At 46.2% G+C, this 20,217-nt stretch carries 21 protein-coding genes and 2 pseudogenes; 10 read left to right on the top strand and 13 right to left on the bottom strand.

Annotation, left to right across the window (positions count from 1 at the left end; all coding sequences use genetic code 11):
* The first annotated feature begins 87 nt into the window (after positions 1-87).
* Positions 88-579, top strand: coding sequence for a GNAT family N-acetyltransferase (locus VHA02S_RS04080; protein ID WP_038899294.1), 492 nt, complete (start codon positions 88-90; stop codon positions 577-579).
* Between the two features lie 78 nt (positions 580-657).
* Here VHA02S_RS04080 and cydX read toward each other — a convergent pair whose 3' ends face one another.
* The 8 genes from cydX to VHA02S_RS04115 form a co-directional block, all read right to left on the bottom strand.
* The gene (gene cydX / locus VHA02S_RS25195) at positions 658-765 is read right to left on the bottom strand and encodes a cytochrome bd-I oxidase subunit CydX (protein ID WP_010453186.1); all 108 of its coding nucleotides are present in this window, start codon (positions 763-765) and stop codon (positions 658-660) included.
* A 10-nt stretch (positions 766-775) separates the two neighbouring features.
* Positions 776-1,912, bottom strand: coding sequence for a cytochrome d ubiquinol oxidase subunit II (gene cydB / locus VHA02S_RS04085; RefSeq protein ID WP_029788296.1), 1,137 nt, complete (start codon positions 1,910-1,912; stop codon positions 776-778).
* A 9-nt stretch (positions 1,913-1,921) separates the two neighbouring features.
* A complete protein-coding gene (locus VHA02S_RS04090) occupies positions 1,922-3,517 on the bottom strand; it encodes a cytochrome ubiquinol oxidase subunit I (protein WP_038899295.1) in 1,596 nt (531 codons plus the stop codon).
* An 89-nt stretch (positions 3,518-3,606) separates the two neighbouring features.
* Positions 3,607-4,206, bottom strand: a complete 600-nt coding sequence (locus VHA02S_RS04095; RefSeq protein ID WP_009697956.1) for an HvfX family Cu-binding RiPP maturation protein — start codon at positions 4,204-4,206, stop codon at positions 3,607-3,609.
* Positions 4,203-4,934, bottom strand: coding sequence for an HvfC/BufC family peptide modification chaperone (locus VHA02S_RS04100; protein ID WP_038899296.1), 732 nt, complete (start codon positions 4,932-4,934; stop codon positions 4,203-4,205). Before VHA02S_RS04100 ends, VHA02S_RS04095 begins: the two co-directional genes overlap by 4 nt.
* On the bottom strand, positions 4,927-5,793 hold the full coding sequence (locus VHA02S_RS04105; RefSeq protein WP_038899297.1) for an MbnB/TglH/ChrH family RiPP precursor modification enzyme: 867 nt from the start codon (positions 5,791-5,793) through the stop codon (positions 4,927-4,929). Before VHA02S_RS04105 ends, VHA02S_RS04100 begins: the two co-directional genes overlap by 8 nt.
* Positions 5,781-6,095 carry a hypothetical protein gene (locus tag VHA02S_RS04110; RefSeq protein WP_005453102.1) on the bottom strand — a complete coding sequence of 105 codons (315 nt, stop codon included), beginning with the start codon at positions 6,093-6,095 and terminating at the stop codon, positions 5,781-5,783. Before VHA02S_RS04110 ends, VHA02S_RS04105 begins: the two co-directional genes overlap by 13 nt.
* The gene (locus VHA02S_RS04115) at positions 6,085-7,041 is read right to left on the bottom strand and encodes an MBL fold metallo-hydrolase (protein ID WP_009702263.1); all 957 of its coding nucleotides are present in this window, start codon (positions 7,039-7,041) and stop codon (positions 6,085-6,087) included. The genes VHA02S_RS04110 and VHA02S_RS04115 overlap by 11 nt, the downstream gene beginning before the upstream one ends.
* 346 nt (positions 7,042-7,387) lie before the next feature.
* Between VHA02S_RS04115 and VHA02S_RS04120 the strand changes: the two genes are divergently transcribed.
* From VHA02S_RS04120 to VHA02S_RS04145, 6 genes are all read left to right on the top strand, one after another.
* Positions 7,388-8,188: a PhzF family phenazine biosynthesis protein gene (locus tag VHA02S_RS04120; RefSeq protein ID WP_038899298.1), complete on the top strand. Its 801-nt coding sequence runs from the start codon at positions 7,388-7,390 to the stop codon at positions 8,186-8,188.
* Positions 8,189-8,192: 4 nt separating this feature from the next.
* On the top strand, positions 8,193-8,612 hold the full coding sequence (locus VHA02S_RS04125; RefSeq protein WP_038899299.1) for a VOC family protein: 420 nt from the start codon (positions 8,193-8,195) through the stop codon (positions 8,610-8,612).
* A gap of 226 nt (positions 8,613-8,838) precedes the next feature.
* On the top strand, positions 8,839-10,512 hold the full coding sequence (locus tag VHA02S_RS04130) for an LruC domain-containing protein (protein WP_038899300.1): 1,674 nt from the start codon (positions 8,839-8,841) through the stop codon (positions 10,510-10,512).
* Positions 10,513-10,525: 13 nt separating this feature from the next.
* A complete protein-coding gene (locus VHA02S_RS04135; protein ID WP_038899301.1) occupies positions 10,526-10,984 on the top strand; it encodes a hypothetical protein in 459 nt (152 codons plus the stop codon).
* Between the two features lie 206 nt (positions 10,985-11,190).
* Positions 11,191-12,795, top strand: a complete 1,605-nt coding sequence (locus VHA02S_RS04140) for an ABC-F family ATPase (protein ID WP_078609968.1) — start codon at positions 11,191-11,193, stop codon at positions 12,793-12,795.
* 165 nt (positions 12,796-12,960) lie between these two features.
* On the top strand, positions 12,961-13,392 hold the full coding sequence (locus tag VHA02S_RS04145) for a VF530 family protein (protein ID WP_005436283.1): 432 nt from the start codon (positions 12,961-12,963) through the stop codon (positions 13,390-13,392).
* 116 nt (positions 13,393-13,508) lie between these two features.
* On the opposite strand, the gene VHA02S_RS04150 is transcribed toward VHA02S_RS04145, so the two are convergent.
* Positions 13,509-14,459, bottom strand: a complete 951-nt coding sequence (locus tag VHA02S_RS04150; RefSeq protein ID WP_038899302.1) for a LysR family transcriptional regulator — start codon at positions 14,457-14,459, stop codon at positions 13,509-13,511.
* Positions 14,460-14,608: 149 nt separating this feature from the next.
* Here VHA02S_RS04150 and VHA02S_RS04155 point away from each other — a divergent pair, with 149 nt between their 5' ends.
* Together VHA02S_RS04155 and VHA02S_RS04160 are read left to right on the top strand one after the other, a co-directional pair.
* Entirely contained in the window at positions 14,609-15,148 is a 540-nt protein-coding gene (locus VHA02S_RS04155) for an NADPH-dependent FMN reductase (RefSeq protein ID WP_038899303.1), read from the top strand.
* A gap of 63 nt (positions 15,149-15,211) precedes the next feature.
* On the top strand, positions 15,212-16,096 hold the full coding sequence (locus VHA02S_RS04160) for a glutathione S-transferase C-terminal domain-containing protein (protein WP_038899304.1): 885 nt from the start codon (positions 15,212-15,214) through the stop codon (positions 16,094-16,096).
* A 45-nt stretch (positions 16,097-16,141) separates the two neighbouring features.
* Here VHA02S_RS04160 and VHA02S_RS04165 read toward each other — a convergent pair whose 3' ends face one another.
* The 3 genes and pseudogenes from VHA02S_RS04165 to VHA02S_RS04175 form a co-directional block, all read right to left on the bottom strand.
* Positions 16,142-17,878 carry an ABC-F family ATP-binding cassette domain-containing protein gene (locus VHA02S_RS04165; RefSeq protein WP_038899305.1) on the bottom strand — a complete coding sequence of 579 codons (1,737 nt, stop codon included), beginning with the start codon at positions 17,876-17,878 and terminating at the stop codon, positions 16,142-16,144.
* A gap of 340 nt (positions 17,879-18,218) precedes the next feature.
* A complete protein-coding gene (locus VHA02S_RS04170; protein ID WP_038899306.1) occupies positions 18,219-18,650 on the bottom strand; it encodes a DUF2000 domain-containing protein in 432 nt (143 codons plus the stop codon).
* A 216-nt stretch (positions 18,651-18,866) separates the two neighbouring features.
* Positions 18,867-19,121, bottom strand: a pseudogene (locus VHA02S_RS04175) (enoyl-CoA hydratase/isomerase family protein); the annotation flags it as partial.
* Here VHA02S_RS04175 and VHA02S_RS04180 point away from each other — a divergent pair.
* Positions 19,114-19,569, top strand: a pseudogene (locus VHA02S_RS04180) (LysR substrate-binding domain-containing protein); the annotation flags it as partial. The pseudogenes VHA02S_RS04175 and VHA02S_RS04180 sit on opposite strands and share 8 nt — an antisense overlap.
* Positions 19,570-19,661: 92 nt before the next feature.
* Here VHA02S_RS04180 and VHA02S_RS04185 read toward each other — a convergent pair.
* Positions 19,662-20,207, bottom strand: coding sequence for a TetR/AcrR family transcriptional regulator (locus VHA02S_RS04185; protein WP_038899307.1), 546 nt, complete (start codon positions 20,205-20,207; stop codon positions 19,662-19,664).
* Positions 20,208-20,217: the final 10 nt, after the last annotated feature.

Below are 20,217 nucleotides of genomic sequence, written 5' to 3' on the forward strand. Positions count from 1 at the left end.
GCTTAAGAACATAATGAAAGCTCAAAAGTAATGTCCTTCTTTTGAGCTTTATTTTTTGTGATATTTAAGCCTGAAAGATGGTGCTATATGGAAATAGTTAAAGCCAATCTCAGCCATTTTGAAGCGTTTGAGCAGTATGTTGAAAAGTGTGCTCTGGCGGGAATGGAAATGTACATCATCGCCCAAAGCGACAGTGAAGCGCTGCTGAAAAAACGAATTGGATACGCGAAAGACGAAGGTTTGCCGGAAGGTTGGACGCCGTCTTCGACATATTTCTGTATAGAGGAAGGAGTGATACTTGGTTCGATCCGGGTTCGTGATGGTAATAACGACTACCTTGAAAATGTGATTGGGCACATTGGTTACGAAACTGCGCCTGATGTTCAACGTAAAGGCATCGCCACATTTATGTTGAATTGGGTGAAAACCGAAATCATTAAGGACTTTGCTATCGTGACTTGTGATGTGAACAATACCGCATCAAGACGCGTGATCGAAAAAGCGGGTGGCGAGTTCCTCAATACATTCTATTCAGAGCAAGATAAATACGAAGTGCGCCGCTATCGATTGTCGGCATAGTAAGCTCATTGAGATGAACAAACGCCCTCGTGATTAAGGGCGTTTGTTATTGGGAATGCTCCGTTCTGAAGTGAGAGGTTAGAACTCTTCCTCTTCAAAGCGTCCTGTGTTTTCTAGCCATAAACCATTGATGACGCCAAAGGCGCAGGCGAGTAATACGCCAAGTACCCAACACATGTACCACATACTTGCCTCCTTAATAGAGTGATGAACTATTGCTGCGGATGTAGTTGTTATCCAAACGTCCGAACATTTTGTAATAACACCATGCGGTGTAGCCCAAAATCACAGGAACAACGATGATGGCAACGATAGAAATGATGCCGAGCGTTTTCTCACTCGATGTCGCATCCCATAACGTTAAGCTGTGTGATGGGTTGATGCTTGATGGCATGATCATCGGGAACAAGGTGACGCCTGCGGTTAAGATGATGCAAGCGATCGCAATACTCGACATAGTGAACGCCACTCCAGCACGGCGAGAGACTGTTGCCCAAAAGCACACGAGTAAGCTGGTTACCGCAGTGAACGGAATCAGCCAAAGTTGTGGCATTTCGCTGAAGTTATGCAATAAGTCACCTGCAATACTCACCACTTGTTTGTTGAGTGGGTTTGAAATGCCATCTTTTAGCATCGCGCCGATGATGATGTAACCTGATTGCGATGCCGCAAACAAACCACCGAACATAAACAACATCATGGTTGCACCCGCACCCCACAACGTAATGTTTTGTGCTCGTGCACGTAGATCATGTTTTGTCTTCATTTGAAGGAAAGCAGCACCTTGCGTCACCACCATGGTCAAACTCACCAAGCCACACAGAATTGGGAATGGAGTGAGCAAGTCAAAGAACCCACCTTGATAATCGAGCATCAGCAAGTTGTTTAACTCGAACGGTACGCCAACCAACAAGTTACCGAAGCCAACCCCAAAGATAATCGGTGGAATCACACCACTGATGAACAAGGCGACATCACACACATTGCGCCATTGCGGATTATCGATTTTAGCTCGGTAATCCATACCAATAGGGCGCAACCAAAGGGATGCGAGTACCAAGAGCATGGCAATATAGAATCCGGAGAACGCTGCGGCGTATACCAAGGGCCATATCGCGAAGATGGCACCGCCAGCGGTGATCAGCCAAACTTGGTTGCCGTCCCAGTGCGGCGCGATAGCGTTAAGCATTACGCGACGTTCTAGGTTCTTTTTCCCCATAACAGGGAGCAGCGCGGCTACCCCCATATCGAATCCGTCAGTGATGGTAAAACCAATCAACAGCACACCAACGATCGCCCAAGTAAATAGGCGTAGGTTTTCGTAATCAAACATAGTGCCTCCTTAGTGCTGATCAATCAGTTTGAATGTGTCGGATTGTTTGTCTTTTTTGTTGTTTTCTTCGTGGTGATAGCGACCCGTTTTAAGCACGCTTGGTCCACGTTTGGCAAACTTCACCATCAAGAACATTTCTACAATCAAGAACGCTGTGTAGAGTACATAAACAAAGCCGAGCGAAATCCAAATGTCACTTGGTGCGAGGTTAGATACCGCCATATTGACCGGAAGTACCTCACCAATTGCCCATGGTTGACGTCCGTATTCGGCAACGAACCAACCTGCTTCACAAGCTATAAAAGGCAATGGAATCGCCCATAGTGCCGCTCTCAATAACCAAGGGCTCGAACCCAATTTTCTGCGGCAGACTTGGACGAAAGACAAACCGATAATGGAGAACATTAATACCCCACACGCCACCATGATTCGGAAGCTCCAGAACAGTGGTGCCACTTGAGGAATCGTATCTTGCGCCGCTTGCTTGATTTGGCTTTCAGTCGCATCGGTGACGTTCTCGGTGTATTTCTTCAAGAGCAGACCGTAGCCGAGGTCTTTCTTCATCTCATCGAATTGAGCGATGTTTTCAGGGCTGTCGTTACCTGCGCGAAGTTCCTCTAGCATGCCGTAAGCTTGGATACCATCGCGGATACGATCTTCGTTCTGCGCCATCAGATCGCGTAAGCCCATCACAGGTTCATCCAGCGATCGAGTCGCGATGATCCCCATTAGATATGGAATCTTAATGGCGTAGTCGGTTTCCATGGTTTCTTGGTTTGGTAAGCCAAATAGCGTGAACGAGGCGGGTGCTTCTTCGGTGTGCCATTCGGACTCAATTGCCGCGAGTTTTACCTGTTGCACGTCACCAAGCTCGTAACCTGATTCATCACCCAGCATCAATGTCGACACAATCGCCGCCATGCCAAATGCGGACGCCACCGCAAACGAACGGCGAGCGAAAGAGATATCTCGGCCTTTGAGTAAGTAGTAAGCACTGATGCCCATCACAAACAAAGCACCTGTGGTGTAACCGGCAGCCACGGTATGAACGAACTTGACTTGCGTGACGGGGTTAAATACCACATCAGCAAAGTTGATCATTTCCATTCTCATGGTCTGGTAATTGAACTCTGCGCCGACTGGATTTTGCATCCAGCCATTCGCCATCAAAATCCACAACCCAGAGAAGTTAGAACCTAGCGCTGTCAGCCAAGTGACCGACAAGTGTTGGCGTTTTGACAATCGATCCCAACCGAAGAAGAACATGCCGACTAAGGTGGATTCGAGGAAGAAGGCAATCAAGGCTTCGATGGCAAGCGGTGCCCCGAAAATATCGCCCACATAGTGAGAGTAATACGCCCAGTTGGTACCAAATTGAAACTCCATGGTAAGACCGGTCGCCACGCCCACGGCAAAGTTAATCCCGAATAACTTACCCCAGAACTTGGTCATGTCCTTGTAGATGGTTTTCCCCGTCATGACGTACAAAGACTCCATAACAGCCAGCAAGAAAGACAAACCTATGGTCAGTGGGACGAATATAAAGTGATAGAGTGCGGTACTAGCGAACTGAAACCGCGACAGATCAACGACATCTGCAAACATAAGGACTCCTTCCCGCTACCAGAGTAGCGGGTTAGATAAGGTTATTATTAGTCTGTTTAATTAAGCGTTAAAGCTTGGGTGCACTTGAATTACGCCTTTGCTGGTATGCGAGAGAAAGGTTTTCTCAACCAGTAATCCAAGCTTACATAGCGACCACCGCCGTAGAAGAACAGCACCAGCAACATCACAAAGTAGGTGGCTGCGAACTCCATACCGTTGTTGAGCATTACTGGGTCGCCCAATTCGGTGATGTAGTTGTATCGACCTGGGAAGTTGGTTGCTAACCATTCAATAAAGCCGTTCAAACGTACCGTTGCTTCCATGCCGCTGGTGGCGATGGCATCCCAACCGTGTTTCCAGTGCACCATTGCGCTCGCAACGCTCATCAAGAAAATCATCGGAATCGACATCACTCGAGTAAACAAACCCAAAGCGATACAAATACAGCCAAGCACTTCCGTACCTGCGGCAAGAAACGCTAACAACTCGGGAAATGGTAAGTTCAAACCTCCATCTGCGGTGGACGCGCCAAACCACGCGACGGTGCCAGAGAAGCCCAGCACCTTAGAGCGAGCGCCAACGAAAATGACCGGAATGAGGTAGAGACGAATCGCAAGCAACGCTAAGTAATCGTATCTTTTGCATTTCTCGACGAGACCGTCGAACCAATTGAGGGCTGACTTAATCATAATTTTTCTCCTGAAGGGCGGACGCTGACGAGTCCTAGTTCACTGAAGTGTTGAGCCCACTCCATGAAACTGAATCTGGCGAGTTGCTGAGCAATCATTTGTTGTAGTTGCGCCAGAGTCAGGTTTGGTTGCTGTTGTAATAGCTGAATCAATGCGACATCCACTTCTCTGAGCTTTTGCGATATCACATGATGTTGTGAGTTCCGAAACACGCCATAAAACACAGGGTGACGCCTGTCAGTTAGGAAAGTCACGGAGTCTTGATGCAGCAAGAAAGGCACTTCTAGCAGCCTTAATGTTGGGTTGAGTTGCAGCACTTGGTTCTCTTCTAGTATCGGATTCGATGAAGAAGTGAATGCCGCGACTAAGGTGTCAATTTCTACATTGAACGCCACCCATTCATATTCCAACAACGCCATCTGATCGGCAGAAATAGAGCTAGAGTCTTGATGCACTTTCTGCTGCAAAAATTGAACAAACTCGGTGGCAATATGATGAAACTCAGGCTCGGATGCGCCATGCATCACCACAAAGTCATCCACCATGCGCTCAAGTTGTTCATCAGCGAACTGCGAAGAAAATAGAGGGAACGTATTCGCAACGACACCCAAGATGTTGTCGCGGATAAATTCGCTATATCGACACAGCGCATGCTGATTCATAGGCGTGCGAATTAGAGCCGTTAGGGACTCGGTTTGCGCGCGCATTTTGCTCGGAGGATTAAGCATTGAGCACCTCCTTACATAAAACTTCGAGGGTTTGGCTGAAATCCAAGATCTCGCCATGAATGCTGCGAAGCTCTTCAGCCAGAACAAGCAGCGACGGCACATTGTGGTCGCGCTCAAGAAGCAAAGGCTTGCTACCATGCACCGAGTAGGTGTAACGAGCCAGATCAATCACTTCATCAGGCACTGGTTTACCATGGGTATCGAGCAAGAAGTCATCACGCTCTTTCAGGTGACCCGCAATGTGGTAATAACGAATCGCGTCGCTTGGTAAAGTGCTCAGCATGTCGTACGGGCAGAAATGATGATTTCGGCTGTTGACGAACACATTGTTGATGTCGATAAGCAGCTCACATCCACTTCGGTCACTCACTTCAGCGATGAACTCGTCCTCTGGTATTTCATGTCCGTAATCGTGGTAGTAAGAGATATTCTCTAACGCCAATGGACGCTGAATAATGTCTTGCACGCGTTGAATGCGTTCGACCAAATACGGAATGTTCTCTTTATGTCGAGGGATCGGAAGCAGTTCATACAAATAGCCCTGATTGTCTCTAGAGAAACTCAGATGTTCGCTATAGATGTCGATATTAAATTCATCGAGAAAGCGTGCGACGTCTCGTACAAAAGACTCGTTTAACGGTTGGCAATCACCAATCGATAAGCTCAAGCCATGAGCGACAAGCGGATAATATTTCGCAATGTCTTGCAGCTGTTCACGTTTCAAGCCGCCAATATTCATCCAGTTTTCCGGTGCTAATTCGAGGAAATCGATATCTGGGTGCTCGGGCAACTGACACAGCAAATCAACGTGTTCGCTGCGCAGCCCAATCCCTTTTGATGTATCGGTTATTGTCCGCATACGCCACCTGTTACTTTGCTTTTGGTGAGTTTGATGGTTTCTTCTGAAGGGTTAATACCTTCGCCAGTCACGCCACATTTGCCGTCACGAGCGCGTACCAAGCGACCTTGTGGATCGTTCTTTAGTTCTTGTTTCTCAAAGCGTTTCTCTGTACCACATTTACCAGCCGCACACTTACCGCCATGTTGAGAGCTGGATTGAGCCTCTACGGGAGCTTCTGTGGGTGCATCGGCAAACGCCATGCCTGAGTTCAAAGTAATGACAGACGTCATCGCGATAGATAGAGCAAGTTTATTGTTCATGAGACATCTCCTTCGCTGCGCTCATTGGGTAGCTAGATAAATCGTGACCAGCAATAACTTGACCGTGGTAGTACTCTTTAACGATCTTGATGGAAGCTGGTTTGAGTTTTAGACCTAAGCCCATCCAGTGGTTAAGCACCAAAAGTTTTGGATTCACTTCTGCGGCGATCTTGCCGACAACCGATGGCTTAGCGTGCATAAACGATGAGACTTCGTCGGCTTCTTCATGAATAGCTAATGGCATCAATAAGATGTCTGCACCTTTAGCGAAGTCGATGAAGTCAGGGTTACTGCCGTTTTGGTCAGCGGAAATCACCATCACGCCTTCGGCACTTTCGATTCGAAAAGCGAGACAAGGAACGTCGCCGTGTGGGATACCCAGTGCGTAAATGGTTAACCCATCTTGCTCGTACACCTTGGTGCCTTGGGAAGTTTTGTATGGCACATCGGTAATGGTGACAGGGAACAAGCCATCGCTGCCATCAAACAAACCGTTCAGATATGCGTACGCGCCTTCATCACCGTCGAAAAGCGCTTTCATGTAACCAGTCAAGCTAGGAAATGCAGAGCCCGCTTCTGGACCCGCGATATCGAGAGGATCTTCACGATCAAAGAAGTATCCCCCTTTTAGCAGGGCTGGAACGTCGGCAACGTGGTCGGTGTGAAAGTGACTTAAACCAAGGAAATCTAAGTCTTCCAGTTTGCCGCCCGCCTGCCCAAAACGCAGATAGACACCACCACCGGCATCGATCATCACGCGTGATTTTCCTTTCCACCAAACCAGTTCACCAGACGAGGCACGAAGGTCATCAGAGATTGGTCCGCCAGAACCAAGAAGTTGCAAAGTAAAATCTTTGTCTAGCGGTTCGAGAGAGAGTGCGTAACTGTTGGCGGCTCCGAGAGATAACCCCAGAGCCAGCACTAACGCTTTTAAAGGCTGTTTCATATCAAATACCTATGAGTTTGATTTTTCTTATTTATTTCCTTTGGGTGAGCATCCAAAGAAGTGTTGAAGAGGCAGGAAAAACGATTTGTTTTTGATGTCCGTCAAAGCACGGGAATAAGATATCCAATATGAATGGTTAATTATATCTAGTAATTTTAAAGTTTCGTTCAGGTAAATTGAACGTTATTAGTTTGAGCTGAACAAGCATCGGAATGTAAAAAGGCACCGTGAAAGGTGCCTTTTATTTGTGTTTTGTAAGAACAATCAGGGCATGCATTGTCGCTTTACAATGAAACCGATAAGCTGTTTGGCACCTTGCCAAAATCGCAATGTTAGGAAGCGCATCATGGATCTCGATATCTACCAAGTGGACTCTTTCACCACCGAACCTTTTAAAGGAAACCCTGCCGGAGTTTGCCTTTCACAAGAACCTTTACCAGAAGCATTGATGTTCTCTATCGCTGAAGAAATGGCGGTATCAGAAACCGCTTTTCTCTGTTTGAAAGACATGCGACTGCGTTGGTTCACACCTAAAGTCGAAGTGGCGCTATGCGGTCATGGCACATTAGCTACAGCGCAAATCTTAAAAGAACAAGGATTAGCAAAGGTTGGCGATACCATTGCCTTTCAAACCCTCTCAGGTGAGTTACATGCAAAAGTAAACCAGTCGACGATTGAGCTCGATTTTCCTGCTACTCAGTTTGAAATGGATGTTGAACAAGACATCGCATTGCTAGCAGGACTTGGATTGAAAGCAAAGCAAGTGGTTTCTTATGCTCAATTTGACAGCAAAGGCTTTATTGAAGTCGACAATGAAAAAACCGTGTTGGAACTCGAGCCTAACTTTGACGCATTAAAGAACATTCAAGGGCGTGGTGTGGTGGTAACTGCTCAATCGAATTCTCCGGATCTCGACTTTATCTCGCGCTACTTCGCCCCCTGGGTGGGCGTGAATGAAGATCCTGTCACAGGCTCAGCCCACTGCGCACTGACTCAGTTTTGGTCGCAAAAACTCGGTCAAAATCAGTTCCGCGCTTATCAAGCCTCAGCCCGCGGTGGACATTTACAAACCGAACTGTTAGAGAACGGACGCATTAAACTGATTGGCTCCGCAAAGACGGTAATCAGCGGAAAACTAAAGGTATAACGCGATGAAACAATCCATTATCCATATTGCTTTGGTCGTAAAAGATTACGATGAAGCGATAGACTTTTATGTGAATAAGCTGAAGTTTGAGCTGATGGAAGATACGTACCAACCAGAGCAAGATAAGCGCTGGGTTGTGGTTTCTCCACCGGGTTCTAATGGTGTGACATTATTGCTAGCCAAAGCGTCTAAGCCAGAGCAGCATGACTTCATCGGTAATCAAACTGGTGGACGGGTATTCCTATTCTTGAACACCGATGACTTCTGGCGCGACTACAACCGAATGGTAGAGCTGGGCATTCAGTTTGTTCGCCCGCCAACGGAGCAGGACTACGGCACAGTCGCTGTATTTGAAGATCTCTATGGCAACCTGTGGGACTTACTAGAGATGAGTCCAAGCCACCCAATGGCTTCGCGTTCATAGATTCATACTAATTGATATTAACAGCGTCTTTCGGGACGCTTTTTTGTTTTGGGCATTTGCCCCTTCCGTTTCTTCCCAATGTGCTTCACTTTGCTTATCAGCTTAATTCTCAAATTGATAATGGCATTTTAGTCAATATAACTTGTTGTTTTTAAATAAGGTGTTTTCGGCATCATATTTGCGTTAACCCTCTACGACCAACGATTCAGTTGATGAGGGGAATAATATGAAAGCAGGGAAACTTATTGCGCTAACCAGTTGTTGCGTATCGATGTCCGGATACGCACTCACTACCAGTGATTTATCGTTCGAATCAGGCAGCGACAATTCAAATTACACCATCAAGGGTAAACCACTTGAGACCATTTCTATTGCGGATACTTTGCCTCAAGATACCCTGACGAATGTCTATTCGATGCTGCCAGAAGGTACTTACGTCAATACCGCATTTATCGCGCCGGACCGTTATTCTAATATCGACATCGATGATGAACTCAACGGTGCGGATTATGCGACAGCGTCTGTCACTTTTTTAAACGAAGGGGCTGGGTATCGTAATTCTCTCGGGTATTTTGTTTATGACACTGACAACCCGCCAGCAAGCAAAGACGATATTGTCACTCATATGGTTATCTTCCCGAACGCATCCAAAGCGCCTGATGGGGATATGCAAGAAGGGGACACGATTGAACTTGATGTTCAACTGACCGCAGGACAAACCTTAGCTTTCTTTGTTATTCCAAATGGTTGGAGTGCAAGTACTTACAATAACATTCCGTATCTTGGTCCCTGGAATACGCCTTTCTACAGTCTATCCAGCTTGAATCCAGAAACGACCGCTAATTACCGTCGCCACAATGTCGCGTTCTTGGATACTGAGAACGAATTTTTAGTGCTTGGTTTTGAAGACATTCGCCGCCCAAGTGGTGATAACGACTTCAACGATTTGATCTTTACTGTGGATATTTCACCTTTCTCTGCGGTAGATGGCGTGAATACCGATGGCACGACCGACTCGAAATACGAAGTCTTGGTTCAAGAAAATGATCCGGAAGTCACAGTGACATCAGTTTACCCAAGCTCTGATACTTACGCGACGATGGCGTTCGAAGATCGCTGGCCGTTAATGGGTGACTACGACTTCAACGATGTGGTGTGGCGCTATCGTGTAACCGAACTTTTGAATGGTCAACGTGAATTAAAGACCATTACCGTCGATTACACCCTGCAAGCCATGGGAGCAGGCTATTCCAATGGTTTTGCCGTGAATCTCCCTAATGTGGATTCGTCCAACGTAGCATCAGTAACGGTGACCAAAAATGGTCAAGCGGTGGAACATACGGTGCTTCAATCTGGCAGTGAAACAGTGTTGGTGGTATCTGAGAACTTAAGAGCGGAACTGGATGCACTCGGCGTTTTGACATCAGGTTGTACTTATTATCGTACTCAGAGCAATTGTTTGAATCAGCAAGCGACCGATATTCTCAGCTACCAAATGGTGGTTGAACTGACCACGCCAGTCGCACGAGACCAAGTCGGCTACCCGCCTTATGACTCATTCATCTTTGCGGCAGAAGGCACGTACCACGGTGACTTTGTCGCAACCTTCCCGGGGATGACGTGGCAAACCCACCTTAAGTCGTTTTCTGGCACAAGCGAGATGAATAACGCTTTGTACAACTTGCATGACGATGACACGGGCGGTTCAGAATACTTCCTAACCAGTAACAATATGCCTTGGGCAATCAACATTCGTGATGAATGGGATCACCCAACCGAGAATACTGACATCAGTCACGCCTACACAGGATTCCCAACATGGGTAACCAGCAGTGGCGAAACGGATACTGATTGGTACAAGACGGCAGCCAGCGGCAAAGCTATCTCAGCAACGGAATAACAAGGAGCATCACATGAATACTTCGACAAAACTACTGACCATCATGTTTGCTTCAACCTTAGTCGCTGCTTGTGGAGGCGGGGGCGGCGGAGGTGGCGGTTCTTCTACGCCAGCACCAACACCTGTTGCTGACGAGGTTGATGATACGCAAGACATTGTGGCGCAGCGCGACTTTTCTTTTGATATTGGTGAGACGATTACTCTGTCCATGAACTACCAAGGCTCTGCTGATGGTGCATTACACCTCTATACTAAAGCGGCATTTACCACTGAGAATGGGGATGTGATCGCGGACCCTATGTCACGGATCACAACAGTCTACCCAACGCGAACCAGCCAGGTTGAGTTGGAGGTGAATGGTAATTGGACCAAGTTGTACGCACAATGGGTGCCAATGAGCGCTGGTGAATCTGAGAAGAACTGGGTGATTTCGCTGAACCAATCCAACAACAATTACCATCTCGATTTTTAATCCAAGATATTGTCAGTAAGCAAAGCGTGGCGAAAGTTGCGCTTTGTTTTTGATAAAAATCCTTCGCAACATTAGCGTGATCTATATCACCTATTGAACGAATCAGATAGAATGGCGTCCACTTTCAATATGCCCTTTTCTAACCGTATCTCGAAAGTGATTTAACAACTTGTTATTTAAAAGAAATTTCCTTCGAGGACGCCGCTATCATTAGTACAAACAATATCACCATGCAATTTGGTGCCGAGCCACTGTTCGAAAATATCTCTGCTAAATTTGGCAACGGCAACCGTTATGGTCTGATTGGCGCAAACGGCTGTGGTAAGTCGACATTTATGAAAATCCTGAGCGGAGCATTAGCGCCAAGCTCGGGCAACGTTTCTATTACTCCGGGGCTGAAACTGGGCGTATTGAGCCAAGATCAGTTTGCGTTCGAGCAATACAGTGTGATTGATGCTGTGATCATGGGCGACCGCAAGCTCTGGGAAGTGAAGCAGGAACGTGACCGCATCTATTCATTACCTGAAATGAGTGAAGAAGACGGCATGAAAGTCGCTGAGCTGGAAAGCGAATTCGCAGAAATGGACGGCTACACAGCAGAAAGCCGTGCTGGCGATATTTTGCTTCAAGCGGGTATTGAAGAAGAGCTGCATTTTGGTTTGATGCAACAAGTTGCTCCGGGCTGGAAACTGCGTGTGCTTTTGGCGCAAGCTCTGTTTGCTAACCCAGATATTTTGCTGCTCGACGAACCAACCAACAACTTGGATATTCACACCATCAACTGGCTGGCGGAAGAGCTGAACCAACGTAAGTGTACGATGATCATCATCTCGCACGACCGTCACTTCTTAAACTCTGTGTGTACTCACATGGCAGATATCGATTACGGCGAACTGCGTATTTACCCTGGCAACTATGAATACTTCCTTGAAGCATCTGGTCTTCGTCGTGAACAGTTATTGGCTTCCAACGCGAAGAAAACCGCTGAAATCAATGAACTTCAAGAATTCGTAAACCGTTTTGGTGCGAATGCATCGAAAGCAAAACAAGCCAGCTCTCGCGCTAAGAAGATGGAAAAAATCCAACTCGACGAAGTGAAAGCAAGTAGCCGTGTTAGCCCATCGATTGATTTCGGTGAGGGCAAAAAACTGCATCGTTTAGCATTGGAACTGCAAGACCTTGGGCACTCGTTTGGTGATGAGTTGTTGTTTGAAAAAGGCAACTTGTTACTTGAAGCGGGCACTCGCCTTGCGATCATCGGTGAAAACGGTGTGGGTAAAACGACCTTGCTACGTTGCCTAGTGAACGAACTAGAGCAAACTCAGGGCGTAGTAAAATGGTCTGAAAACGCTTCGATTGGTTACTGCCCACAGGACAGTAGCGCGGACTTCGATAATGATCTGACCATCTTTGAGTGGATCTCACAATGGCGTACCGTGAAGCACAATGACCTAATGGTGCGTGGCATTCTAGGTCGCTTGCTGTTCACCGCTGACGATGCCAACAAAAAAGCGAAAAACTGCTCGGGTGGTGAGAAGAACCGCCTGCTGTTTGGTAAGCTAATGATGCAAGACATCAACGTTTTGGTTATGGATGAGCCAACCAACCACATGGATATGGAAGCAATTGAAGCGTTAAACAGCGCGTTAAAAGACTACACTGGCACTTTGATCTTCGTTAGTCATGACCGTGAGTTTGTATCGTCATTGGCGACTTCAATCATTGATGTAAAAGACAAACAGTTGGTGAGTTTCCAAGGTACATTTGAAGAGTACATGGCACACCAACAAAAGGTGCTTAGCGCTGCGTAACCAAGCGCCGATCATCGTGAATAATTGGACGTAAAGATCGTCTTTGAGACGAAGAAAACAACAGATTATTCGCAATAATGATTTAATCTAAACCTAATAGAGGTAAGGTGGTGAGTACAACGCTCGCCACCCACAATTAAGGAGCCGTTCATGAGCCATGAATTTATGACCGACGAAGAACGTATTGAACTGCAGAAGAACAACCCTCTGCATGGTCTTAAATTAGAAGACATGTTGCAGCAGCTTGTTGACCATTACGGTTGGGAAATCCTCGACACAGCAATGCGTATGAACTGTTTCAACACCAAGCCAAGTATTGCGAGCAGTGTTAAGTACCTGAAGAAAACAGAATGGGCTCGCGAGCGTGTAGAGAACTTTTACCTATACCGCTACAAGCGCATGCCAAAGGCATCTGAATACGAGTACAACCTGCCACCACGCGCACGTACTTTCCGTCATGGATTGGAGCCACGTGAACCAATGGAGCTGACGGTAGAATCGATTCTGGCTTCACAAGCAAAGGCTGCGTCTGCGCACAAAGAGCGTTCAGCAAAGCAACGCTCAGATCGTGCTCGCTTTAATAACCGCCGTCGATAAACTTTCAATTCTCTTGTTCTGTAGGCTTGATATCTAAGAGCAAGGATGATTTTGATGAAAAGCCAAACTATCCAGTTTGGCTTTTTTATTGTATTTTCTTTGGCTAAACCTCGTTATCAAGACCCTAGCTTGATAATCGAAGAGTACATCTGCTGCGGGTCTGACTGACGGCTGAATCGCGCTTGGAAGCTCTCCACCACATAATCAATAAAGGCTCGTAACTTTTGCGATTGCTCTTTGTGGTAAGGGTAAACGATATACAGCGCGTGCTTTTCCATCTGCCATTCAGGAGTAATTTCAACCAATTCACCTGAAGTTAATTGAGGCTCAACAAAGAAGTCTGGCAACAACGCAACCCCATGTCCGGCACATGCCGCTTGGGTGAGCGCCAAACCACTGTTGACAGTGTAAACACTCGCAGGCAGATCAACTTCCAATACCTCACTGCCATTTTGAAATGTCCAACGGCGAGACGTTGAAGAGAGGCTATAGCTAAGTAGGCGATGGTTTATAACGTCACGTGGAGATTGAAACGGCTGCGACTCTTCAAGGTATTGAGGGGAAGCGCAAAGTACACGGCGGATATCCAATAGTTTACGCGAGCGTAGGCTAGAGTTACCCAATTCGCCTCCGCCACGAATGGCAATATCAACCCCTTGCTCAATCAAATCAATATGTTCATCACTCATCACCACTTCGATGGATAGCTCTGGATGCAGCTTCATAAACTCACAGATGATGGGATTCAGCTCAATCAACCCTAATGACATCGGCATACTGATTTTGAGTGTGCCCTTTAATGTGTGGGAAGACTCAATCACCGAGCGGTCTGCGTTGTTGAGTGCATCGATAACCTGACACACTTGCTGATAATAGAGCTGACCATTATCGGTAATGTGCAAGTTACGCGTCGTGCGGTTAATCAAAGGGCTTTTCAAATAGCTCTCTAGTTCATTGATGTTCTTACTTATTGCGGCTTTTGAGAGATTTAAATCTTCTGCTGCCGCGACGAAGCTACCTAGCTCCACCACTCGACGAAATACGGTTAATGCTCTGATCTTATCCACGCATTAGTTTCCTCATGTTTTTATTGTTCACTAATGGTGAACTATATAGCCACTATTATAGTGTTTATTCACTGGTGGGAGTTAATTAATATCACCTCATTCACTGAGTGCCCGACATAAGTAGGGGCAAACGTAATTAGGATTCCACTATGAAAAAGATTGTCGCATTTACTGGTAGCAACAACAGCCAATCAATCCACAGCCTTTTAGTTCAAGCGTTGGCAAACCAAGCTAAACAAACAGAAGTAAACACCATTGACCTAAATGACTTTGAATTGCCAATGTACGGCTTGGACGTTGAAGGTCAGGGCATCCCAGAAAACGCACACAAACTGCGTGCAACGTTAAACGAATACGATGCGATCATCATTGCATCACCAGAGCACAACGGCTCAATGCCAGCATTCCTGAAAAATGCGATTGATTGGCTATCGCGTGTTGCACCCCAAGGTACGTCTTTCTTTGGTGACACCAAGAAACCGGTTCTGCTAGTGAGCACATCTCCAGGTGCAAACGGCGGCGCAACTAACATCAAAACCATGGCTGAGTTGATGCCGTGGTGGGGTGGCGATGTAAAAGGCACATACAGCCTAGGCGGCTTCTACGACAAGTTCCAAGATGGCAAATTTGATGCTGCGACCTCAGCGGAACTGAGTGAGCTAATGATGTCTTTCGAGAAGTCTCTGTAAGTTATCTATACTCGCATAAGTAGTGATTCATCAGGGTAGCTAATCAAGAAAGGTAGGTAAGGTATGGCGGTATTAGAACAAGGCGTTTGGTATCCAAACAAAGACGCAAGTGAGCTGACAGCAGAAGATCAATTCGCGTTACCAAGTCAGATCGAAGCGGATCGCTATCACTTGTATATGTCGTTGGCTTGTCCATTTGCCCATCGCCCTTACCTAGTGATCAATTACCTTGGCTTGGATGAGGTCATTTCCATATCTTCCGTTGCAGCAAAGCGTTACAGCAATGGTTGGGAGTTTGATGGTGCACATCCTGATCCTCTATACCGCGCGGATAATCTAGCGGCGTTGTATGTGAAAGCGAAAAGCGATTACACCGGACGCGTAACCGTCCCTCTACTGTGGGATAAGCAAAACCATGCGATTGTGGGCAATGATTCAGCCGCAATGGCAATGGACCTCGCTACGAATTGGCTACCTTTGGCAAAACATCCGGTGGAGTTGGTACCAGCCGTATTGCGTGAAGAGATCGAAAGCCTAAATCGATGGCTTCACAGCAATGTGAATGGCAAGGTATATCAACTCGGCTTTGCAACCACGCAAGCGCAATATGACCAAGCGAGTGAAACCTTGTTTGATGCGCTAGAGCAGCTGGATAAGCGTTTGGGGCAGTCGCGCTACTTGCATGGTGAAGACGTTACCCTATCAGACTTGTTCTTGCTGCCAACGTTAGTGCGCTTCGAGGCGGTGTATGAAGTGCACTTCAAAGCCAACAAAAAGCCCCTAAAGGCGCACCAAAACTTGTATCGTTACATGCTGGATTTGGTTGTCGATGAACGCATTCGCAGCACAATCGATATTGATTACATGAAGCTGCATTACTTCTTCTCGCACAAGCACATCAACCCAAATGGGATTGTGCCCGCAGGACCTGAGATTGAGTGGATCTAATTTGAATCTAATAAAGAAAGCCGGAGATTACCTCCGGCTTTGTTTTTATAGCTGCGCCGTAATTTCCTCTATCTCTTGCTGCCACTGCTTTTGCATCGCTGGTTTTTGATGTTTGGGTTTTCGCTCCAAATCGGCTTCCAGCAAGCTTTCCAGTTCCAACAGTCTTTCCAGCACTTGCTCTTCGGATTGCTCATCAGGCGCGGTGTTTGTTTCCATCGACATTACTTCATTGCAATGATGCGAGATGGCTGATTTCGGTGCTGTATCAGTTACGCGTTGATACACATCTTCCGCGATTAAATACTCCGTCAGTAAGCCATTTTCAATAAACCAGAATCGATTACAGCTTTGCTCTATCAGGCTTCGGTCGTGACTCACCAATAAGGCGGCACCTTCGAAGTTTTGCAGAGTTTCAATCAGCTCTTCTTTGCCTTCCATATCCAAATGGTTGGTCGGTTCATCTAAAAACAACATGTGGTAACGAGCGAGGGTTAAGCCGACAAACAGCAGCCTTGCTCGTTCTCCACCACTTAGACTGATGACTTTCTGCTCGTGTCTTGCGTACTCAAATCCTGCACCAATTAGCGAACGTTTTGCCTGTTCACTGCTGATGCTGGCAAACGACTGCAACGCATCCGTGATGGATTGATGATCGTCGAGTTGCTTTAGGGATTGATCGTAGTAACCCAAGCGACAGCGATCGTGGAAAGTCACACTCTCATGTTGGTTGCCTAGGTCATTTTGGAATGCTTCATACTGACGATAAAGCAGATTCAACAAAGTCGATTTACCGCAACCATTACTGCCTAGAACGGCAATTCGGTCGCCACTTTTCACGCGCATTTCTGCCATATCAAACAAGTGATAATCACTGTCTGGTGGCATTACCGAGAAAGGCAAAATCTCTAACAGTCGATTTGCTGGCATTGACTCACCTTGAAGTTGTAGCGCCCACGGTGTGCCTTCTGTCAGTTCGGTTTGTTCTTCCTCTAAACGTTCTTTGCGCGCAAACATCGTCTTGGCTTTTCGAGCAAGATCTTCGTTGTCGTAGACTTTGCCCCAAGTGGCTAAACGCTTGGCGCTTTTTTCGATTCGGTCGATCTCTTTCTGCTCGTTGGCATGGCGAAGTTGATCGGTTTCATCTTTCTCTTTCAATGCTTGTCTTGCTTGAGAACAAGGCAGAGAGAAATGACGCAGAGATCGATCTCGCATGACCCAAGTGGTGTTGGTGACGCGATCGAGTAAGGTTTGATCGTGAGATACCAATACGAATGAGCCTTTCCAGTTTGATAGGAATTGCTCTAACCAAAGGAGCGATGGCAAGTCCAAGTGGTTGCTTGGTTCATCCAGAAGCAGTAAGTCAGGTTGATGGATAATCGCACGAGCAAGCAGGAGTCGCATTTGCTGACCACCACTGCAATTCTCAACCGGCATGTGTCGTTCTGTGTTTGAAAATCCGAGTTCATCCAATAAGAGTTCGGCGCGCCAAATCTCATCATCGGATAAGGATTCCGCTAACGCATCTAAGACAGAATGTGTGCTTAAAGATTCAGGTAAATGTTGCTCAACATAACGCATCAAACATGAACTGGCTTTGGCAACCGTGCCTTGGCTTGGTTCAAATTGACCGCTAAGCAGTTTGAGTAGGGAGCTTTTACCACAGCCGTTATGACCGATAAGACCAATTTTGTCGCCACGATGAATCGTAAACGTTAGATCTTTGAAGATTGGTGTTGCTGTGTGAGAAAGGGTTAATGATTGTGCAGTTAAAAAAGTACTCATAGTGTTCTCAAGAATTTTGGGCGTAAGACGCCTTTGTCATAGCTGACAATAATTCTTCGAGCTTGAGGGAAAGTACTCGGGTGACGTGTTTTCGTCGAAAGGTAATTATTCGCTCAAGTCGAGATTATCGCAGCGCGAAATCTGAAACTCTTGAGCGGTCCTTCATGCCATAAAAACGTGGGTTGATTGAACACCACAAAGACATAAATTCCTCCTTAATTTCGTTGTAAGTGTTGCCACTTTTGGTTGATAGATGCGCTAGATTCTAACCCTAAAAGTGGCAATGTACAGATAGCTTGATGAAAAAATGATGAGAGGATCACCAAGGTATCACGTGCTTTTAGCGGTATAAGCTGAACTTCTTGGTCAATTCTCGAAGAGTTTCAGTCTCGCCGAACAAACAAATACCCAAATACTCTAGCTCTGCTTCTGATGTGTTTTTGGTGGTTTGCTGTTGTATTTCAGAGCCACCTTCTACCATGGTGTGAGTAAAATCAGAGAAGGGGATACCTTTATCGAGTGCTTCTTGGCGAAGCTTTCTGATTTTGTTGGAGTTATCCGCTCTCAAGACGATAAACGGATAGTGCGAGATATTTGGATGAACATTGCCGTCGAGGTCGTGATAGTCGGTATAGACTGCGTCTCCATCAGAAAGTTGATCCGCAAGGCTTACACTCAAGTGTCCTAATACGTTAACGGCACGTCCCACCTCGACTTTTTTACTGATTACGGCAACAAATCGTTTTTGGTTTTCGTCGGGAAGTTGATTCATGGAGGACCTCGTTTCTCTAATAATCTGGCTATTGTTTAACTGTCTCCATTGTATTTCCTCGCACGCGCAATTTTGTTTCTAACATTGTTGTCGGAAAGCCAAGTTTGCAATAAACGAATGATTTAATCGTTTTTCATGCAATAAGATTCCCCAGAGTTTGCAAATAGACAAGGCACCAACGGAAGGTCGGTGCCTAAGTAAATGATGAACTAAATTTTATTGTTTGTTTAGCTCTGCCGCGGTATCAACAAAGATGCCTTTGATGTCTTTCGCTTCACGCTCTGTTTGACCACCGTGTTTTAGGAACGCATCGATGATCGCTGCGGTTTTCTGCTCTTTTGCGCGCTCTAAGAAGTAACGCAACTCTAGCTCTGCACCTGCGTCTTCATCTTTGATAGAGGTTGCGATGATCTCTTTGTACATTACGATGTCACGCACTTCTAATTGGCTAATCACGCCCAATGTTGCCGCCCCTGCGTTTTTAGAAAAGCATGGTGAGGTGAACAGTCTGGAGAAGTTGGAATCTTTACCCGCCACTATTTACGCCGCCCCAGGTTTGTTATTCGATAAATTCGGCTATCAAGATGAGCAAGGTAAACAACAGCATTTTCAGCTTAATGTCGCTTATAAAGTGAATGATGTGGAAATGTTGGCAAGAAGCGCTGCAGGAGGAAATACGCTTGCTGTGGTGACTGCACAAATGGTTCAAGACGAAATCAAACAAGGCAAGTTAGTGCCGATCATGACGCACTTGAATATTGATGATTTCGGCACCTTCTACGCCGTGTATCCGCACCGAGATGCACCAATCAAAACCAAGTTGTTTATCGATACACTCAAATCCATTGTGGGAGAAGAGACGCCCATTTGGGAGAAGAACATCCCAAACTTCGACAAGATGTATGGGCAAGGGAAGTAGAGCTATTAAGCGACTAGGCTTCACCATATTAACCTAGAAAAAAGAGGCTCGACGGAGCCTCTTTCACGTTGATTTTAAAGGCGAGTCTGAATCTAAACTAAAATGCGATCAACTTGCTCAATAATAAACGCTTCTTCTAGTGCTTTACCTAACATCAACTGGTGGTTTAGCAGTCCAAGCATTAGGGTATAAAGTGATTCTTTGTGTTGTGCTGAAACGTAGTTTTCCAGCATCGTCATGTACTTTTGATTCGCTAGTAACATGCATGGATCGGTAGCTACGTTTTCTTGCCCAATCACATCAATATAATCAGACACTAACTTCATCTCTTGGAAGAAACGCGGTGCCATCTGTTGGAAAATTAATACAAAGTTCTCTGCTTGTTGTTCAGGGCTAGCGCTTGTTGCGCTCGGTCTTCCTGCCAATATTTCTGCATCGAAGTTAACCATTGCCTCGGTAGCGGCTTTGAACAGCTCATCTTTACTTTTGTAGTAGTGATAGACCGCACTTTTACTCATGCCAAGCTGTTCACAAAGCTGTCTCATCCCAAGATTTTTGTAGCCAAATTCAAGAAATATACCTGTTGCTTTTAGCGCTATTTCTTCTCGTTTTTTATCGTGATCGACGATTTTAGGCATATTTTTCTCT

The sequence above is a fragment of the Vibrio harveyi NBRC 15634 = ATCC 14126 = KCTC 12724 genome (assembly GCF_001591145.1).
GTDB classification, from domain to species: domain Bacteria; phylum Pseudomonadota; class Gammaproteobacteria; order Enterobacterales; family Vibrionaceae; genus Vibrio; species Vibrio harveyi.

Bases quoted from the DNA above. Each gene is read 5' to 3' on its own strand.
- cydX (WP_010453186.1), bottom strand. From the start codon at position 765: ATGTGGTACATGTGTTGGGTACTTGGCGTATTACTCGCCTGCGCCTTT.
- VHA02S_RS04090 (WP_038899295.1), bottom strand. From the start codon at position 3,517: ATGTTTGCAGATGTCGTTGATCTGTCGCGGTTTCAGTTCGCTAGTACC.
- VHA02S_RS04105 (WP_038899297.1), bottom strand. From the start codon at position 5,793: ATGCGGACAATAACCGATACATCAAAAGGGATTGGGCTGCGCAGCGAA.
- VHA02S_RS04155 (WP_038899303.1), top strand. From the start codon at position 14,609: ATGAAAAAGATTGTCGCATTTACTGGTAGCAACAACAGCCAATCAATC.
- VHA02S_RS04110 (WP_005453102.1), bottom strand. From the start codon at position 6,095: ATGAACAATAAACTTGCTCTATCTATCGCGATGACGTCTGTCATTACT.
- VHA02S_RS04160 (WP_038899304.1), top strand. From the start codon at position 15,212: ATGGCGGTATTAGAACAAGGCGTTTGGTATCCAAACAAAGACGCAAGT.
- VHA02S_RS04080 (WP_038899294.1), top strand. From the start codon at position 88: ATGGAAATAGTTAAAGCCAATCTCAGCCATTTTGAAGCGTTTGAGCAG.
- VHA02S_RS04135 (WP_038899301.1), top strand. From the start codon at position 10,526: ATGAATACTTCGACAAAACTACTGACCATCATGTTTGCTTCAACCTTA.
- VHA02S_RS04095 (WP_009697956.1), bottom strand. From the start codon at position 4,206: ATGATTAAGTCAGCCCTCAATTGGTTCGACGGTCTCGTCGAGAAATGC.
- cydB (WP_029788296.1), bottom strand. From the start codon at position 1,912: ATGTTTGATTACGAAAACCTACGCCTATTTACTTGGGCGATCGTTGGT.
- VHA02S_RS04170 (WP_038899306.1), bottom strand. From the start codon at position 18,650: ATGAATCAACTTCCCGACGAAAACCAAAAACGATTTGTTGCCGTAATC.
- VHA02S_RS04115 (WP_009702263.1), bottom strand. From the start codon at position 7,041: ATGAAACAGCCTTTAAAAGCGTTAGTGCTGGCTCTGGGGTTATCTCTC.
- VHA02S_RS04120 (WP_038899298.1), top strand. From the start codon at position 7,388: ATGGATCTCGATATCTACCAAGTGGACTCTTTCACCACCGAACCTTTT.
- VHA02S_RS04165 (WP_038899305.1), bottom strand. From the start codon at position 17,878: ATGAGTACTTTTTTAACTGCACAATCATTAACCCTTTCTCACACAGCA.
- VHA02S_RS04130 (WP_038899300.1), top strand. From the start codon at position 8,839: ATGAAAGCAGGGAAACTTATTGCGCTAACCAGTTGTTGCGTATCGATG.
- VHA02S_RS04125 (WP_038899299.1), top strand. From the start codon at position 8,193: ATGAAACAATCCATTATCCATATTGCTTTGGTCGTAAAAGATTACGAT.
- VHA02S_RS04185 (WP_038899307.1), bottom strand. From the start codon at position 20,207: ATGCCTAAAATCGTCGATCACGATAAAAAACGAGAAGAAATAGCGCTA.
- VHA02S_RS04100 (WP_038899296.1), bottom strand. From the start codon at position 4,934: ATGCTTAATCCTCCGAGCAAAATGCGCGCGCAAACCGAGTCCCTAACG.
- VHA02S_RS04145 (WP_005436283.1), top strand. From the start codon at position 12,961: ATGACCGACGAAGAACGTATTGAACTGCAGAAGAACAACCCTCTGCAT.